The sequence below is a fragment of the Stenotrophomonas sp. WZN-1 genome (assembly GCF_002192255.1).
GTDB lineage: Bacteria > Pseudomonadota > Gammaproteobacteria > Xanthomonadales > Xanthomonadaceae > Stenotrophomonas.
Window position 1 is genome coordinate 3,053,859 of sequence record NZ_CP021768.1, and the last position, 15,875, is coordinate 3,069,733.

The 15,875-nt window shown below is 65.9% G+C and carries 24 protein-coding genes and 1 tRNA gene; 10 read left to right on the top strand and 15 right to left on the bottom strand.

The window, feature by feature from the left end; all coding sequences use genetic code 11:
• Positions 1 to 329 precede the first annotated feature (329 nt).
• The 4 genes from CCR98_RS14465 to CCR98_RS14480 all read left to right on the top strand — a co-directional run bounded on the left by CCR98_RS14465 (position 330) and on the right by CCR98_RS14480 (position 1,866).
• Complete coding sequence (locus tag CCR98_RS14465) at positions 330 to 617, top strand: hypothetical protein (protein ID WP_087923168.1); 288 nt, start codon at positions 330 to 332, stop codon at positions 615 to 617.
• Between the two features lie 12 nt (positions 618 to 629).
• Positions 630 to 863: a DUF1653 domain-containing protein gene (locus tag CCR98_RS14470; RefSeq protein WP_087923169.1), complete on the top strand. Its 234-nt coding sequence runs from the start codon at positions 630 to 632 to the stop codon at positions 861 to 863.
• Positions 864 to 950: 87 nt separating this feature from the next.
• Positions 951 to 1,520: a TetR/AcrR family transcriptional regulator gene (locus CCR98_RS14475; RefSeq protein ID WP_087923170.1), complete on the top strand. Its 570-nt coding sequence runs from the start codon at positions 951 to 953 to the stop codon at positions 1,518 to 1,520.
• A 13-nt stretch (positions 1,521 to 1,533) separates the two neighbouring features.
• Positions 1,534 to 1,866, top strand: coding sequence for an SMR family transporter (locus CCR98_RS14480; protein ID WP_087923171.1), 333 nt, complete (start codon positions 1,534 to 1,536; stop codon positions 1,864 to 1,866).
• A 22-nt stretch (positions 1,867 to 1,888) separates the two neighbouring features.
• Here CCR98_RS14480 and CCR98_RS14485 read toward each other — a convergent pair whose 3' ends face one another.
• The 5 genes from CCR98_RS14485 to CCR98_RS14505 form a co-directional block, all read right to left on the bottom strand.
• Positions 1,889 to 2,062, bottom strand: a complete 174-nt coding sequence (locus CCR98_RS14485; protein ID WP_005417836.1) for a DUF1328 domain-containing protein — start codon at positions 2,060 to 2,062, stop codon at positions 1,889 to 1,891.
• 94 nt (positions 2,063 to 2,156) lie between these two features.
• Entirely contained in the window at positions 2,157 to 2,798 is a 642-nt protein-coding gene (locus CCR98_RS14490) for a LysE family translocator (RefSeq protein WP_087923172.1), read from the bottom strand.
• 98 nt (positions 2,799 to 2,896) lie between these two features.
• On the bottom strand, positions 2,897 to 3,505 hold the full coding sequence (locus tag CCR98_RS14495) for an ATP-dependent Clp protease proteolytic subunit (RefSeq protein WP_087923173.1): 609 nt from the start codon (positions 3,503 to 3,505) through the stop codon (positions 2,897 to 2,899).
• A gap of 37 nt (positions 3,506 to 3,542) precedes the next feature.
• On the bottom strand, positions 3,543 to 3,893 hold the full coding sequence (locus tag CCR98_RS14500) for a polyketide cyclase (RefSeq protein ID WP_087923174.1): 351 nt from the start codon (positions 3,891 to 3,893) through the stop codon (positions 3,543 to 3,545).
• Complete coding sequence (locus CCR98_RS14505) at positions 3,893 to 4,204, bottom strand: metalloregulator ArsR/SmtB family transcription factor (protein ID WP_087923175.1); 312 nt, start codon at positions 4,202 to 4,204, stop codon at positions 3,893 to 3,895. Before CCR98_RS14505 ends, CCR98_RS14500 begins: the two co-directional genes overlap by 1 nt.
• Positions 4,205 to 4,289: 85 nt before the next feature.
• Between CCR98_RS14505 and CCR98_RS14510 the strand changes: the two genes are divergently transcribed.
• A complete protein-coding gene (locus CCR98_RS14510; RefSeq protein WP_087924204.1) occupies positions 4,290 to 4,982 on the top strand; it encodes an aspartate/glutamate racemase family protein in 693 nt (230 codons plus the stop codon).
• A 12-nt stretch (positions 4,983 to 4,994) separates the two neighbouring features.
• Here CCR98_RS14510 and CCR98_RS14515 read toward each other — a convergent pair whose 3' ends face one another.
• Entirely contained in the window at positions 4,995 to 5,357 is a 363-nt protein-coding gene (locus tag CCR98_RS14515; protein ID WP_170871775.1) for a hypothetical protein, read from the bottom strand.
• 274 nt (positions 5,358 to 5,631) lie between these two features.
• On the opposite strand from CCR98_RS14515, the gene CCR98_RS14520 reads away from it, so the two are divergent.
• From CCR98_RS14520 to CCR98_RS14530, 3 genes are all read left to right on the top strand, one after another.
• Positions 5,632 to 6,147: a DUF3011 domain-containing protein gene (locus tag CCR98_RS14520; RefSeq protein ID WP_087923176.1), complete on the top strand. Its 516-nt coding sequence runs from the start codon at positions 5,632 to 5,634 to the stop codon at positions 6,145 to 6,147.
• Positions 6,148 to 6,235: 88 nt separating this feature from the next.
• Positions 6,236 to 6,589, top strand: a complete 354-nt coding sequence (locus tag CCR98_RS14525; protein WP_087923177.1) for a DUF6713 family protein — start codon at positions 6,236 to 6,238, stop codon at positions 6,587 to 6,589.
• Positions 6,586 to 7,026, top strand: coding sequence for a GNAT family N-acetyltransferase (locus tag CCR98_RS14530; protein ID WP_087923178.1), 441 nt, complete (start codon positions 6,586 to 6,588; stop codon positions 7,024 to 7,026). The genes CCR98_RS14525 and CCR98_RS14530 overlap by 4 nt, the downstream gene beginning before the upstream one ends.
• 63 nt (positions 7,027 to 7,089) lie before the next feature.
• On the opposite strand, the gene CCR98_RS14535 is transcribed toward CCR98_RS14530, so the two are convergent.
• The 9 genes from CCR98_RS14535 to thrS all read right to left on the bottom strand — a co-directional run bounded on the left by CCR98_RS14535 (position 7,090) and on the right by thrS (position 14,880).
• Positions 7,090 to 7,166 (bottom strand) — tRNA-Pro (locus tag CCR98_RS14535).
• Between the two features lie 68 nt (positions 7,167 to 7,234).
• Complete coding sequence (locus tag CCR98_RS14540; RefSeq protein WP_005410431.1) at positions 7,235 to 7,591, bottom strand: MerR family transcriptional regulator; 357 nt, start codon at positions 7,589 to 7,591, stop codon at positions 7,235 to 7,237.
• Positions 7,572 to 7,871, bottom strand: coding sequence for an integration host factor subunit alpha (locus CCR98_RS14545; RefSeq protein WP_005410432.1), 300 nt, complete (start codon positions 7,869 to 7,871; stop codon positions 7,572 to 7,574). The genes CCR98_RS14540 and CCR98_RS14545 overlap by 20 nt, the downstream gene beginning before the upstream one ends.
• 27 nt (positions 7,872 to 7,898) lie before the next feature.
• The gene (pheT, locus tag CCR98_RS14550) at positions 7,899 to 10,280 is read right to left on the bottom strand and encodes a phenylalanine--tRNA ligase subunit beta (protein WP_087924205.1); all 2,382 of its coding nucleotides are present in this window, start codon (positions 10,278 to 10,280) and stop codon (positions 7,899 to 7,901) included.
• Positions 10,281 to 10,363: 83 nt separating this feature from the next.
• On the bottom strand, positions 10,364 to 11,359 hold the full coding sequence (locus CCR98_RS14555; protein ID WP_014037935.1) for a phenylalanine--tRNA ligase subunit alpha: 996 nt from the start codon (positions 11,357 to 11,359) through the stop codon (positions 10,364 to 10,366).
• Positions 11,360 to 11,552: 193 nt separating this feature from the next.
• Positions 11,553 to 11,912 (bottom strand): 50S ribosomal protein L20, encoded by a 360-nt coding sequence (gene rplT, locus CCR98_RS14560; protein WP_005410435.1) that lies wholly within the window; start codon positions 11,910 to 11,912, stop codon positions 11,553 to 11,555.
• 11 nt (positions 11,913 to 11,923) lie between these two features.
• Positions 11,924 to 12,121, bottom strand: coding sequence for a 50S ribosomal protein L35 (gene rpmI, locus CCR98_RS14565; protein ID WP_005410436.1), 198 nt, complete (start codon positions 12,119 to 12,121; stop codon positions 11,924 to 11,926).
• Between the two features lie 266 nt (positions 12,122 to 12,387).
• Entirely contained in the window at positions 12,388 to 12,915 is a 528-nt protein-coding gene (gene infC / locus CCR98_RS14570; protein ID WP_074725076.1) for a translation initiation factor IF-3, read from the bottom strand.
• A gap of 63 nt (positions 12,916 to 12,978) precedes the next feature.
• Entirely contained in the window at positions 12,979 to 14,880 is a 1,902-nt protein-coding gene (gene thrS, locus CCR98_RS14575; RefSeq protein WP_087923179.1) for a threonine--tRNA ligase, read from the bottom strand.
• 430 nt (positions 14,881 to 15,310) lie between these two features.
• Here thrS and CCR98_RS14580 point away from each other — a divergent pair, with 430 nt between their 5' ends.
• Together CCR98_RS14580 and CCR98_RS14585 are read left to right on the top strand one after the other, a co-directional pair.
• The gene (locus tag CCR98_RS14580; protein WP_087923180.1) at positions 15,311 to 15,607 is read left to right on the top strand and encodes a hypothetical protein; all 297 of its coding nucleotides are present in this window, start codon (positions 15,311 to 15,313) and stop codon (positions 15,605 to 15,607) included.
• Positions 15,607 to 15,870, top strand: a complete 264-nt coding sequence (locus CCR98_RS14585; protein ID WP_087923181.1) for a hypothetical protein — start codon at positions 15,607 to 15,609, stop codon at positions 15,868 to 15,870. The genes CCR98_RS14580 and CCR98_RS14585 overlap by 1 nt, the downstream gene beginning before the upstream one ends.
• The last annotated feature ends 5 nt before the right edge of the window (positions 15,871 to 15,875 follow it).

Below are 15,875 nucleotides of genomic sequence, written 5' to 3' on the forward strand. Positions count from 1 at the left end.
GCCCATCAGGGCACTCCCATCAGATAAGTACGAAAAACCCGCGCCTGTCCGTCAGAACCCCACCCTCATCACATCCCTGAGTCCGTTTAGCCCGTTCATTTCGTGATCCTTGTCACGGAGTCAGCCTGGCTTCACACTACCGTCATCAACAGGGGCCCCTTCCACATGCGCACCTTCTTCTCGCAGCAGCGCTGGACGTTGCTGAAGTTCTATTTCGTGGCCAGCTATCTGATCCTGATCGAAGAGCTGGTCCGCGCCGCCGTGCATTGAGTGCTTGCCGCTAGGGTATTTGCGACACAAACTGTCGCTTTAGGCACGGAGCCCGCCCGATGAAAGCGCTACTTCTGATTCCCGCCCTGCTGGTGCTGTCCGCCTGTGCCAGCCCGGACAAGGCGGCGACCGCGCGTGCCGATGCCAACGCGACGTCGACGGCCACACCCGTGGTGGGGGGCGATCGCGATGCGCATGGCTGTATCGGCTCGGCCGGCTACCAGTGGTGCGAACACAGCCAGCGCTGCGAGCGTCCCTGGGAACTGGCGCAGGCACAGGGGCTGGCCAACACCGCCGAAGCAATCGATGCGTACTGCGCCACGCCGGCCAGCCCGGCGCGCAAGTGAGCACGCTCCGTCATGACTGAGCTGAGTCCCCTGCCCGACCTCGCCCGTGGCCGGTATCGCCACTTCAAGGGCGGCGAATACGAAGTGATCGACATCGTCCGCTGCAGCGAGACGCTGGAACCGCTGGTGCTGTATCGCGCCCTGTATGGCGAAGGCGGCCTGTGGGTGCGCCCCTACCCGATGTTCATCGAACAGGTACCCGGCGAGCACGGCCCACAGCCCCGCTTCGCACGCATCGACGGTTGAATCCACGCTGCCGGCCCGGGTCGGCAGCCACGGCGCGGTGGCAGGCCTGCGCTACAATCGTACCGTCCAGTCGGTTTCTTCCCGCCCATGTCCGCATCCCCTTCCCGTTCGCGCCGCAAGGCGCCCGACAGCGTGCGCCAGTCATTGCTGCAGGCCACCATCACCGTGATCGGCCAGCATGGACTGGCGGCACTGACCGTACAGGATGTCGCACGCGCGGCCGGGGTCAGCAAAGGCGCGTTGTTCCACCATTTCAGCAGCAAGCAGGTGCTGGTCGATGAAGCCATCGCCACGCTCATCGCCGACTTCGAAGCGCAGGTTCGCGGCCTGATGGAAGGCAGCCCCCGCCATGGCTGCTTCAGCCGCGCCTACGTACGCGCCAACTTCGATCACCTGCTGCAGCAGGAGCGGGACAACGACATCGGCCTGACCCTGGGCAACATGCTCGAACCTGCCCTGCTTGCCCAGTGGGGCGCATGGCTGCGACGCATGCTGGCCGAATTCCCGGAGGAAGCCTCCGACCCGCGCCTGTATGCAGCCCGCTGCGTGGCCGATGGCTACTGGGCCACCGCCTACGGTCGTCCGTTGGATGAAGAAGAACGCCTCAATGCACTGGCCATGGCCGAACAGGCCCTCAAGCTGTGCGACCCGCAGTGACCCGGAGCCCACGATGAACCCCTATATCTACTTGGCTGCGGCCATCGTGCTGGAAGTGATTGCCACATCGCTGCTGAAAGCATCCGACGGCATGAGCCGACTGGCACCGACGCTGGGCGCGCTGGTCGGCTACGGACTGTGCTTCTACCTGCTGTCGGTGACCATGAAATCGATACCGACCGGCATTGCCTATGCCATCTGGTCCGGCGTCGGCATCGTGCTGATCTCGCTGATCGGCCTGGTGGTGTTCAAGCAGCGCCTGGATGCACCGGCGCTGATCGGCATCGGCCTGATCTGTGCCGGCGTGCTGGTGATCAACCTGTTCTCGCGCAGCAGCGTGCATTGAACCCGCTGCTGCGCGACAGGCGCTAGCTGACCTTCTTGGCCACGCTCATGCCGATCAGGAACAGCACCACGGCGATGATGATGCCGGCCCAGAACAGGAACTTGGCGATGCCCACGGCGGCACCGGCGATGCCGCCGAAGCCCAGCACGCCCGCGATGATGCCGATGATGGCAAAGATGATGGCCCACTTGATCATGTCAGTCCTTTCCCCGCAGGGAATGCAAACGGTGTGATCAGGCTAGGGCGCCGCCGATGCGGCAGTCGTGAACAGGCCGCGTGCGCGGCGTGAATCAGCGCGGCCGGAAGCGCAGCAGGGCCACCGCGAAAGCCAGGAACACGCTCCCCACCAGCCGCTCGAACCAGCGCCGTGCGAAGGGTTTGGCCAACCAACGGCGCAGGCCATGGCCACCGGCGGCATACATCACGTACCAGAACAGTTCGCAGGTGGCGAAGGTCGCCACCAGCACGCTGTACTGCAATGCCTGGCCACGCGAGGGGTCCACAAACTGCGGCAGGAACGCCGCCGCGAACAGCAGCAGCTTGGGATTGCTCAAGCCCACCAGGAGACCGCCACGGAACACTGTTCCTGCGCCGAGCACCGGCGCGATCGGCAGAGCTGCGTCCACCACCACCGGCGGCGCCGGCCGGGTGCTGTCACGCCATGCCTTCAGGCCCAACCAGGCCAGATAGGCCACGCCCAGATAGCGCAGCACCTCGAACAGCATCGGCGAGGAATGCAGCAGCGCACTCAGGCCGGCTGCGGAAGCCGCCAGCACCAGCAGCATCGCCAACAGGCAGCCAGCCATCGCCGGCACGCTGCCGCGGAATCCGAGCCCGACGCTGCGGCCAAGGATATGCAGCATGTTCGGCCCCGGCGTGCCACACAGAACGAACACCGTGGCGAGGAACCACCACCAGGTATGCAGGGCCATATCGGACATCCACTTCAGAAGACCGCACCAGCATAGTGGCGGCCCGGCTGGTGCGGCACATACAGCGCAGCATGGATGTGGTGGTTACAGTGGCAGGCTCAGGCCACGAGCGCGTCGCGCCGTGCCAGTACCTGGTCGATCAGGCCCCATTCGCGTGCCTGCTCGGCACTCATGAAACGATCGCGGTCCAGGGTCTGCTCGACCTCCTCGACACTGCGTCCGCAATGCTGCGCATACAGCCGGGTGATGCGCTGCTTTGTGCGCTGCATCTCCTCGGCGTGGATGAAGATGTCGGACGCCTGGCCCTGGACGCCCCCCAGCGGTTGGTGCACGTGCAGGCTCGCGTTGGCCAACGCCGCGCGGTGGCCAGGTTCGCCGGCCATCAGCAGGAACGAGCCCATCGAGCGCGCGGTGCCCATGCACAGGGTGTGCACCGGAGCGGAGATGTATTGCATCGTGTCGTACATCGCCAGGCCGCTGGAGATCACCCCGCCCGGTGAGTTGATGTACAGATGGATCGGCTTTTCCGGGTTTTCCGATTCCAGGAACAACAGCTGCGCGCAGACCAGCGCCGACACGGTGTCATCGACTTCGCCGTTGAGGAAGATGATGCGTTCACGCAGGAGCCGCGAGTAGATGTCATAGGAGCGCTCGCCGCGCTCGCTGCGTTCCACCACCATCGGTACCAGCTGCATTCTGTCCCGCATGTGCCTGCTCCCTGTAGTGTTCGATCCAGGCGCCGGCTCAAGCCGCGCGCATCACCGTGCGATGGTCGTCGTTGGAGGCCGGCGGCATCAGCGCGCGCAGGTCGGTGAGCCGATGCACGATGGTCAGCACCGTTCCTCCACCCTCGTCCGCGCGCAGCCGGAAACACACCAGGCTGTGCAGATGTGGGGGATGCGCGTCTCGCAGGTGGAAACCCAGCTCCCGCCCCTGTTCGCACAGGCAGGGCTGCGGATCGGCAAGATCGGCCGCAGGCAACCAGCGCTCACGCAGCGCCGGATCGAACAGTGCGCGCCAGACCCGCTCCGGTGGCGCTGGCAGCCGCTGCTCCATCACCAACGCCGGAACCGCTTCGTTCAGAACATCGTCCATCAGTCCATCTCCTCCAGCAGGTTCTGCAGTGCGGACATCCGCGCCGGCCAATAGGCCCGGTAACGCTGCAACCAGCGGCCGATGTGGGCCAGCCCACGCGGATCGACCTCGTAGTGGACGAAGCGGCCTTGACGCTGTTCGATCACGAGCCCGGCATCGCGCAGCACCGCCAGGTGCTGGGACATCGCGGACTGGCTGATCGCCATGCCCTCGCGCAGTGCACTGGCATGCTGCCCGCCATCGGCCAGCTTTTCGAAGATATGGCGGCGGGTGGGGTCGGCCAGCGCCTTGAACAGGGCGTTCTCGATCATGGCCAACACATTAGCAGCCGCTAATGTGTAGTGCAACTCCCGCATCGGCTGTGCTGCAATGAGGGCTCCTGGCATGGAGCTGTGCATGAAGACCCTTGGCCTGATCGGCGGCATGAGCTGGGAAAGCTCGGCGCAGTACTACCGGCTCATCAACGAGGACGTACGGCAGCGCCTGGGAGGCGCGCATTCGGCGCAGCTGCTGCTGTGGTCGGTGGATTTCGCCGGCATCAAGCAGCTGCAGCATGACGGCGACTGGGCTGCACTGGGCGACCACATGCTCGATGGCGCACGTCGGCTGCAGGCCGGTGGCGCCGAGCTGCTGGTGATCTGCACCAACACCATGCACACGCTGGCCGGCCGGATCGAAGCCGAGTGCCCGTTGCCTCTGCTGCATATCGCCGACCCGACCGCCGCAGCAATCCTCCAGGCCGGCATCCGCAAGGTGGGCCTGCTCGGCACTGCCTTCACCATGGAGCAGGCGTTCTACCGTGATCGGCTGCAGGAGCGTTTCGGGCTGCAGGTACTGGTTCCGGAGGCCGAAGATCGCCGCAGCGTGCACGACATCATCTACCAGGAGCTGATCGCCGGCGTGGTCAGCGAACACTCGCGGCAGGTCTATGCAGGCGTGATCGCGCGCCTGGTCGCGCGCGGTGCCGAAGCGATCATCCTCGGCTGTACCGAGATCATGCTGCTGGTGCGCCCCGAAGACAGTGCGGTGCCGCTGTTCGACACCACTACCCTGCACGCGCTTGCGGCGGTGGACGCGGCGCTGGCCTGACCCTCCGCGCGGTCAGCCCTCGCCCTGCACTTCCAGTGCGGTGATCAGCCAATCGACCACCGCCTGTGAATCACACAGGAAGAAGATGGCATCGCCCGAACGCGCTTCGGTCAGCAGCCTATAGACGGTGATCGCCACCGCCGACTGGTTGGCGATGAACACTTCCGGGCTGCGCGGACCCTCGCTGTGGCCGGCCACGGCATGCAGCGCCTTGCGCGCAGCCACGGTGGCAGCCGGGTCTGCACTGCGGGTCAGTTCCGGCCCGCGCAGGCCCCACGCAATGAACACATGCTTGCCCTTGAACGTGGTGTCCAGGACACGCACCTGCCCGGCCTCTGCGCCAGCCGAGCGATGAATGACGGTACTGCTGATCAACGCAACCCCCTGTGGTCGTCGTGGTCCGCGCATCCTCCTCCACAAGCCGGCTGCACGCCAGTGACGGCAACCACAGGCGGTGCCGGCAAGCGCGGGAGACATGTAAGAAGGTGTAAGCCGATGCGACCGGATGTGCAGCGATGATAAGGGATGTAAGGCCCTGCATGGGCCCGTGCGCACTACTAAACCCCCACTGAGCCAGCGCCGGAACGATCCGTTCCGACAGCCTCGGGCTGGTCCATTCTTGCGGCCCGTTCCCCTGCCGAGGCTCTCCATGACCCATCGCCTGCTGCTGCCGATCGCCGCTTCCTCCCTGGCCCTGCTGCTGGCCGCCACCACGGTGGCCGCCCAGGATTACGACAGCGATCACATCCCGCCGCTGCGCTGCGAGTCGCAGTTCAACAAGACCCAGCAGTGCCCGATCGAAGGCCGCATGCGCCTGGCCAGGCAGCTGTCGGTCACCCGCTGCGTCGAGGACAGGAACTGGGGCCAGAGCCGCCGCATGCTCTGGGTCACCGACGGCTGTCGCGCCGAGTTCGTGGCCGACGAACATGGACGCGGCCGCTGGCCGGGGCGCGGCCGGGATGGTGACCGCGACGACGACGGCGAGCGCCTGGTCTGCGAGTCCTACGAGCAGAAGGACAAGGAATGCCGCATCCGCGTGCGTCGCGAGGTGCGCCTGGTCAAGCAGAAATCGGTGACCCCCTGCATCGAGGACCGCAACTGGGGCTGGGACCGACGCGGCGTGTGGGTCAGCGATGGCTGCCGCGCAGAATTCCGTGTGTATTGACTGCCGTCCACACGCTGGCTGCGGCGGGTAGGCGTGCGTGCGAGGCAGAGCCGATAGACTATGGCCTGTACATGGCAGGGAGCGCGACATGGAACGATGGTATCTGGCAACGCTGTTGGCGTTGATCCTGCATCAGATCGACGCTGCGTTCTGGCAGGAATGGGCCATGTTCCATGTGCCCGGTGGAATCCAGGGCTTCCTGCTGTTCAACCTGCTTGCGATCGGCTTCGTGCTTTGGGGTTATCGCCAGACCTTGCTGGGCACCTCGTCGGCGCGCGGCCATGCGCTGGTTTGTGGCGTGCTCGGTATTGGCACGGCGCTGATCCATCTGGCGTTTGCCCTGTTCGGTCGCGATGAATTCCACCTGCCGCTGTCGATCGCCGTGCTGCTCACCTGCTTTGTGTCGGGCGGCGGCCTGTTACTGCAGCTGCGCCAGCGATGAACCGGATGTCCCACTCTCCGCACCTGCGTGACGGCAGCATCCAGGACGCCAATGCCTTGATCGCGCTCGACAGCGTGGCGGCCATCGATCCAGGCCGGGCCATGCAGATCGACGACTGGCTGGCACGCGGCGGCGTGCAGGTTGCCGAGCAGAATGGCAAGGTCGTCGGCTACCTGGTCATCCATCACCACTTCTTCGGCGAAGCCTTCGTCGAAATGCTGATGGTGGCGCACGCACGGCGCGGCCAGGGCATCGGTACCGCACTGCTGCGCCAGGCCATCGCGCTGCACGCCCACCGCAAACTGTTCACCTCGACCAATGCCTCCAACATCGGCATGCAGCGCCTGCTCGCTGCGTCGGGCTTCATCGACAGCGGCATCGTGCATGGATTGGACGAAGGCGATCCGGAGCTGATCTACCGCTTCGCGGGTGCGTGATCCGCCTCCTGCGCGCACAAAAAAGCCCACGCATCGCTGCGCAGGCTTCTTGATTCATCACAGTGGTCGGGACGGCCGGATTCGAACCGACGACCCTCTGCCCCCCAGGCAGATGCGCTACCAGGCTGCGCTACGCCCCGACTGATGCTGCGATGTGCCCGCCAGTGCGGCGGGCCGTGAAGTATAGCGGATTACGATGGAAATGGGATCAGCGGCGCAGCAACTGCAGCACTTCTTCCAGCTCCATGCGCACCTGCTTGATGATCTGGTTGCTCAGCGCCGATTCCTCGCGGGCATCGGGACCGTCCAGACGCAGGCGTGCACCACCGATGGTGTAGCCCTGTTCGTACAGCAGGCTGCGGATCTGACGCACCATCAGCACGTCATGGCGCTGGTAGTAGCGGCGGTTGCCTCGGCGCTTGGCCGGCTCAAGGCTGGGAAATTCGGTTTCCCAGTAGCGCAGGACGTGCGGCTTGACGTCGCACAGCTCGCTGACCTCACCGATGGTGAAGTAGCGCTTGGCCGGAATCGGCGGTAGTTCGCGGTTACTGCCCGGATCCAGCATAAGCTTCCACCCTCTCCTTGAGCTTCTGGCCCGGACGGAAGGTGACCACCGTACGGGCGGAAATCGGAATTTCCTCGCCGGTCTTGGGGTTGCGACCCGGGCGCTGGTTCTTGCGCCGCAGATCGAAATTACCGAAGCCCGACAGCTTCACCTGACGTCCCTGTTCCAATGCTTCACGCAGCACATCGAAAAACGCGTCGACGAATTCCTTGGCTTCCCGCTTGTTCAGACCGACTTCGTCGAACAGCTTTTCCGCCATCTCCGCCTTGGTCAATGCCATTGCCTGCTACCCCCGAGTGCTGCCCGCTCAGCCGCGGATCCGGGCGTGGTGTTCACGCTCGATGGCAGTGACCGCCTCGGTCACCACCGCATCCACGTCGCGGTCCGTCAGAGTGCGCGACTTGTCCTGCAAAATCAAGCCCATAGCGAGACTCTTGAATCCCGGCTCGACGCCCTGGCCGACATAGCGGTCGAACAGGTTCAGGTCGCGCAGCAGCGGGCCAGCGGCCTGGCGGACGGTGGCCGCCAGATCGGCCCAGGCCACCTGTTCAGGCACCAGGAACGCCAGGTCGCGGCGCACCGCCGGGAAGCGCGACAGTTCGCCGGCACGCGGCAGGCGGCGGGCGGTCAGCGGTTCCAGGTCCAGCTCGAAGGCATAGACGTCGGCCTCGATCTCCATCGCCTTGGCCAGGCGCGGGTGGACCTGGCCGATCCAGCCGATCGACACGCCATCGCGGAACACCTCGGCCGAACGCGCCGGGTGGCCGTAGGCGCGGGCCGACGGACGGAACTCCAGCTGCGCCCCACTGGCAGCCGCCAGCGATTCCAGGTCGCCCTTCAGGTCATGGAAATCGACCTTGCGAGCCGGCAGGCCCCACTGCACCGCCTGCGCGTCACCGCAGACCGCAGCGGCCACGCGCGGGGTCTCCAGCGGTGCCGGCTGGCCATCACCAACCTGCTGGGCGAACACCCGGCCCAGCTCGAACAGGCGCACGCGGCCGAGCTGGCGAGCAGCGTTGCGGCCCAGCGTGGCGACCAGGCCCGGCAGCAGCGACGGGCGCATCACCGCCAGTTCGGCCGACAGCGGGTTGGCCAGCGGCACCAGGCCGTCACGCAGCTGCCACTGGGTCAGCAGTGCGTCGTCGACGAAGGCGAAATTGACGGTTTCCTGCTGGTCACGAGCGACCAGCTGGCGGCGCACGCTCAGCGCGTCCAGCTGGGTTTCGCTCGGCATCGCCACGCGCGAGGCACCGCCGGGCAGCGTGGTCGGGATCTGCTCGTAACCGTGGATGCGGGCCAGCTCCTCGATCAGATCCTCTTCGATGGCGATGTCGAAGCGGCGGCTCGGCGCGGCCACCTGCCAGCCGTCCGCGGTGGCGACCACGTCCATGCCCAGCGCGCGCAGGATGCGCTCGACTTCCGCACCTTCGATGGTGATGCCGAGCACGCGGGTGATACGGGCGCGGCGCAGCACGATGGTTGCCGGCTGCGGCAGATCGGCTTCACGCACGGCCTCGGTGACCGGCGCCGGGGTACCGCCGGCCAGGTCCAGCACCAGGCGGGTGGCGTACTCAATCGCGGTGCGCGGCAGTGCCGGATCGACACCGCGCTCGAAGCGGTGGCCGGCATCGGTATGCAGGCCCAGCTTGCGGCCACGGCCCATGATCGCGGCCGGCGCGAAATGCGCGGCTTCCAGGAACACGGCAGTGGTGGCATCGGTGACACGGGTGTCGAAGCCGCCCATCAGGCCGGCCAGGCCGACCGCACGATCGGCGTCGGTGACCACCAGGAAGCTGTCATCCAGCGCGGCATCGCGGCCGTCCAGCAGTTTCAGCGTCTCGCCCGCGCGCGCGCGGCGCACCGCGATGCTGCCCTGCAGAGTGCCGAGATCGTAGGCATGCATCGGTTGGCCCAGTTCCAGCATCACATACTGGGTGATGTCGACCAGCAACGAGACCGGACGCACGCCACTGCGGCGCAGGCGCTCGGCCATCCACAGCGGGGTCCTGGCAGCGGCGTTGACGCCTTCGATGACGCGGCCCAGGTAACGCGGCGCTTCGGCGCCGGCGTCGAGCTGGATGGCCAACTCACGGCTGCCGACGGCGGGAATCGCCTCGGCGGTGAAATCCAGCACATCGCTACGGGTGGCCGCGGCGACGTCGTAGGCGATACCGCGCAGGCTGAAGCAGTCGGCGCGGTTCGGGGTCAGCTTGATCTCGATGCTGGCGTCCGGCAGGCCCAGGTACTCGACCAGGGTCTGGCCGACCGGCGCGTCGTCCGGCAGTTCCAACAGGCCGGAGGCATCGTTGTCCAGGCCCAGCTCCTTGGCCGAGCACAGCATGCCGTTGGACTCGACGCCGCGCAGCTTGGCCGGCTTGATCTTCAGCTCGCCGATCTGCGCACCGACCATGGCCAGCGGTGCAACCAGGCCCGGGCGCGCGTTCGGCGCGCCGCAGACGATCTGCAGCGGCTCGCCCTGCCCGGCATCGACCCTGCACACCTGCAGGCGGTCCGCTTCCGGATGGCGTACGGCGTCGACGATGCGTGCCACGACCACGTGCTCGAGGCCCTCGCCCAGCGCGGTCACTTCTTCCACTTCCAGGCCGATGGCGGTCAGCACCGCGCTCAGTTCATCGCGCGAGGCGCCGGTCGGGACGTGGCTGCGCAGCCAGTTTTCGGAGAATTTCATGGTGTCACCCTGGTGGGCCCGGCGCATGCGCCTGGGCCTGCGTTGTTGAGTCCGCCGGGCATGGCCCGGCGCTACCTGATGCGTTAAGCGAACTGCTTCAGGAACCGCACGTCGTTCTCGAAGAACGCGCGCAGATCGTTGACGCCGTAGCGCAGCATCGCGAAGCGCTCCACGCCCATGCCGAAGGCGAAGCCGGTGTAGCGCTCCGGATCGATGCCGACGTTGCGCAGCACGTTCGGATGGACCATGCCGCAGCCGAGCACTTCCAGCCAGCGGGTGCTGCCATCGGGCTGCTGCCAGGCGATGTCCACTTCCGCGCCCGGTTCAACGAACGGGAAGTAGCTGGGGCGGAAGCGCATCTCGAAGTCGCGCTCGAAGAACGCACGCACGAACTCGGCCAGCGTGCCCTTCAGGTCGGCGAAGGTCGAATGCTCATCCACCAGCAGGCCTTCCACCTGGTGGAACATCGGCGAATGGGTCTGGTCGCTGTCGCTGCGGTACACCTTGCCCGCGGCGATCATGCGCAGCGGCGGCGCGTGGTCGCCCATGTAACGCACCTGCACACCGGAGGTGTGCGTGCGCAGCAGGCGGCCGTCGCCAAAGTAGAAGGTATCGTGCATGGCGCGCGCCGGATGGTGCGGCGGGAAGTTCAGCGCCTCGAAGTTGTGCCAGTCGTCCTCGATCTCCGGACCTTCCGACAGCTCGTAGCCCAGCCGGCCGAAGATGCCGGTGATGCGCTCCAGGGTGCGGGTGATCGGATGCAGGCCGGCACGATCGCCGTTGCGGCCCGGCAGGGTGATGTCGATGGTTTCGGCGGCCAGGCGCGCATCCAGTGCCGCGTCTTCCAGCAGCGCCTTGCGCTCGCCCAGTGCGCGGGTCAGCGCGTCGCGGGCCTGGTTGATCGCTTCACCGGCGGCCTTGCGCTCGTCGGCCGGCAGGGCGCCGAGCTGCTTGAGCTGCGAGGTGATGCTGCCACTCTTGCCAAGCAGGGCCACGCGCAGCTGTTCCAGCACGTCGGGGCTCTGTGCGGCGGCCACATCGGCCAGCGCCTGGGTGGTGAGGGATTGGATGTCGCTCATGGGGGGCCGGAACTCCAGTCGATCTGCCATCGCGATGCGCGAAGGGCCGACCCCTGTCGCCACCGCCGTCCCCGCGCTGCCGCTGTGGCCTCGCCGGGACCCAAAAAAGAATGGGGAAGGACTTGCGCCCTTCCCCATGCATTGCCTTGACCTGACACCGTTCCGAGTGAACGGTTACGGCATCGGGAAGGACTTATGCCGCCAGCGCGCCCTTGGCCTTTTCGGCCAGCGCAGCAAAACCGGCTGCGTCGTGCACGGCGATGTCAGCCAGGACCTTGCGATCCAGGGTGATGCCGGCCTTCAGCAGACCGTTCATGAAGCGGCTGTAGCTCAGGCCGTTGATGCGGGCAGCCGCATTGATACGGGTGATCCACAGCGAACGGAAGTTGCGCTTCTTCTGCTTACGGCCGATGTAGGCGTACTGCTGTGCCTTGATGACCGCCTGCTTGGCGACGCGGAAGACCTTGCGACGGGCGTTGTAATAGCCCTTGGCGAGATCCAGAATCTTCTTGTGGCGGCGACGCGCCTGTACGCCACGCTTAACTCGTGCCATTTTTCAGTTCCTCAGAGGTAAGGGAGCATGCGGTCCAGACGGCCTGCGTCTTCTGCACGGACATGGCCCGTCTGACGCAGATTACGCTTACGCTTGGTCGCTTTCTTCGTGAGGATGTGGCTACGGTTGGCGTGGCCGCACTTGTACTTGCCCGAGGCGGTCTTGCGGAAACGCTTGGCCGCTGCCCGGTTGGTCTTGATCTTGGGCATTGCAATGTCCTTGATGGGATATGACCCTGGTTTCTGACTGATCTGGCGGCGGCCTGGGCCGCTCTTTCCGTCCTGCCATGATCGGCGTACGACCCGTCCTGGGTGGGTCGAGCCGGGCATGATACAGGCAAAACCGCCCTGCCACCAGCCCCTGCAACCCTTCCGCCGGCAATTCACCGGCTTCCTGCAAAAGCAAAGGGACGCCCATGGCGTCCCTTTGCCCTGAACCATTCAGCCAGGCGCCCCGGAAGGCGGCCGGTCAGGCCTCAGGTCTTCTTCTTCGGCGCGATCATCATGACCATCTGACGCCCTTCCAGGCGCGGACGGGATTCAATGACGATGTCCTCACCCAGATCGGTCTCGATCCGGTTGGCCATTTCGCGGCCCAGTTCCTGGTGGCTCATTTCACGGCCACGGAAACGGATGTTGACCTTGATCTTGTCACCATCTTCGAGGAACCCGCGCATCTTGCGCAGCTTGATCTGGTAGTCGCCCTCGTCCGTGACCGGACGGAACTTCACTTCCTTGATCTCGACCTGCTTGGTCTTCTTCTTGGCCTCGCTGGCCTTCTTCTGCGCTTCGAACTTGAACTTGCCGAAGTCCATGATCTTGCAGACCGGCGGATCGGCCTGCGGCTGGATTTCGACCAGGTCCAGGCCTTCATCTTCGGCCATGGACAGCGCTTCGTCGCGCGACAACACGCCGATCATTTCTCCGTCACTGCCGATCACGCGGACGCGCGGCACACGGATTTCCTGATTCTTGCGGTTCTGTTTGTTGTCAGGGGTGCTGATATTACGTTCTCCCAAGGGTATCGAACCGGTCCGGGTGCCTGTGCGCCCGGACCGGACCTTTGCTTACGCGCCCTCGGCGTGGAGCCGCTCGATGAAGGCCTGCAGGCTCATGCTGCCCAGGTCTTCGCCAGAACGCGTACGCACCGCCACAGCCCCATTTTCCTTCTCGCGGTCACCAATGACCAGCAGGTAGGGCACGCGCTGCAACGTATGCTCGCGGATTTTATAGCCGATCTTCTCGTTACGCAAATCCGAGCTGACGCGGAAGCCTTGCTCCGCAAGGGTTTTGGTCACACCCGAGACGTAGTCGGCCTGGGCGTCGGTGATGTTGGCCACCACCACCTGGGTCGGCGCCAGCCAGGCCGGGAACTGGCCGGCATGGTGCTCGATCAGGATGCCCAGGAAGCGCTCCATCGAGCCGACGATGGCGCGGTGCAGCATGACCGGGTGCTTCTTCTGGCTGTTCTCGTCCACGTACTCGGCGCCCAGACGGCCCGGCATCATGAAGTCGACCTGCATGGTGCCCAGCTGCCAGGTACGGCCGATCGCGTCCTTCAGGTGGTACTCGATCTTCGGGCCATAGAAGGCGCCCTCGCCCGGCAGCTCCTGCCATTCCACGCCACAGCTGGACAGCGCCGAGCGCAGCGCGCCCTCGGCCTTGTCCCAGGTGGCGTCGTCGCCCAGGCGCGATTCCGGGCGCAGTGCGATCTTGATCTGGATCTCATCGAAACCGAAGTGCTGGTAGACCGCCAGCGCCTGCTGGTGGAACGCGGTCACTTCCGACTCGATCTGGCTCTCGGTGCAGAACACATGGCCGTCGTCCTGGGTGAAACCACGCACGCGCAGGATGCCGTGCAGCGCGCCGGACGGCTCGTTGCGGTGGCAGGAACCGAACTCACCGTAGCGGATCGGCAGGTCGCGATAGCTGTGCAGGCCCTGGTTGAACACCTGGACATGGCCCGGGCAGTTCATCGGCTTGACCGCGTAGGTGCGCTTCTCCGACTCGGTGAAGAACATGTTGTCCTGGTAATTGTCCCAGTGGCCGGACTTCTTCCACAGGCTCACGTCCAGGATCTGCGGGCAGCGCACTTCACCGTAGCCGCTGCTGCGGTAGACCTTGCGCATGTACTGCTCCACCACCTGCCACAACGCCCAGCCCTTCGGGTGCCAGAACACCAGGCCCGGCGCTTCTTCCTGCAGGTGGAACAGGTCCTGCTGCTTGCCGATGCGGCGGTGGTCGCGCATCTCGGCTTCCTCGATGCGCTTGATGTACGCCTCGAGCTGCTTCTTGTCGGCCCAGGCGGTGCCGTAGATGCGCTGCAGCTGTTCGTTCTGCGCGTCGCCACGCCAGTAGGCGCCGGAGATGCGGGTCAGCTTGAAGGCCTTCAGGAAGCGCGTGTTCGGCACGTGCGGGCCGCGGCACATGTCCACGTATTCCTGGTGGTAGTACATGCCCATCGCCTGGATGTCGTCGGACATGTCTTCAATCAGGCGCAGCTTGTAGTCCTCGCCACGGGCCTTGAAGATCTCGATCACTTCGGCGCGCGGCGTCACCTTCTTGATGACGTCGTAGTCCTGGCCGATCAGTTCACCCATGCGCTTCTCGATCGCGGCCATGTCGTCCGGGGTGAACGGGCGCTCGGAGTAGATGTCGTAGTAGAAGCCCTCGGCGATCACCGGGCCGATCACCATCTTCACGTCCGGGTACAGCTGCTTGACGGCGTGGCCGACCAGGTGGGCGCAGGAATGGCGGATGATCTCCACGCCCTCCTCGTCCTTGGCGGTGATGATGCGCAGGCTGGCATCGTGATCGATGACGTCGCTGGCATCGACCAGCACGCCATCGACCGAACCGGCGATGGTGGCCTTGGCCAGGCCGGCACCGATCGACTGGGCGACGTCCATGACGCTGACGGGGTTTTCGAACTCGCGGCGGCTGCCGTCGGGAAGGGTAATGTTGATCATCGCATTGGCTTCGTGCGGGGCCCGCGGGGCGGGCTGGAAAGCGTTCCCGGGCCATCGCCCGGGCAATAAAAAAGCGCCGCGAGGGCGCCTGGAACACAGGGCCTTCGGGGGGCAGGTCAACAGTGGGCGGTGGTAGTGCTCATGTCGCACGCTCGGCCGGCGCTGGGCGCGGGCCACCTTGTTCCAGTCAGGGTTCTGCGACGATCTTAAACCAGCGCACCGGAAAGCCCAAGGGCTACCGTACGGTCCGCTGAATGGTCAGCGCTGGCGGCGTGAAAACGCAATGATTACCATGTCCGCGCAGCCCGCCCCGTGCCAGCCTGCCCGCTTTCCCCCAGGACCTCGTGATGCGCCACCCGCTCCGACCGGCTCCCGCCGGCCCCGCCCGTGTCCCGCGTTCGCCGGCCCGCTGCCAAGGCGGCCGCCCGCAATGATCACCGTCGGCCTTTCCACGCTGGGCTTCTGCAGCCTGGGCATGCTGGCGGCGATGTTCTCGGCACTGGCCTTCTATGCCGCCTCGCCGCACTGCCGCTGGCCGCGCCTGCGCCGCGCCGGCCGCCTCGGCCGCGAGATCAGCATGGTCGCCGCCGCTGCCGCGTTGTGGCTGTGGATGGCCGAACTCGGCTTTGCTGCTGGCCTGGTGGCGATGCTGTGCACCTGGATGCTGGCGGCGATGCTGCTGCCAGCCCTGGCCGCCTGGCATCGCCCGGGCACGGAGTCGCCCTGATGTGGCCGCGCGCCTTCGCCGGCATCGTGGCCGGCTTCTTCCTGGCCGCGGCCGCGACCGGACTGGTGACCTGGCTGCCGCCAGGCCCCTGGCAGAACGCGCTGGTGCCCAGCCTGATCACGTTCATCCCGCTGTGGATGCTGGCTGCCCTGTGGGCGTTCAGCTTCCGCAGCGCACTGCGCGCCTGGGTGACACTGGCCGGCAGCGCTGCAGCCGGCTTCGCCGTGCTGACGCTGCTGCGCCTGACCGGCGCGGTGCAATGAGACCC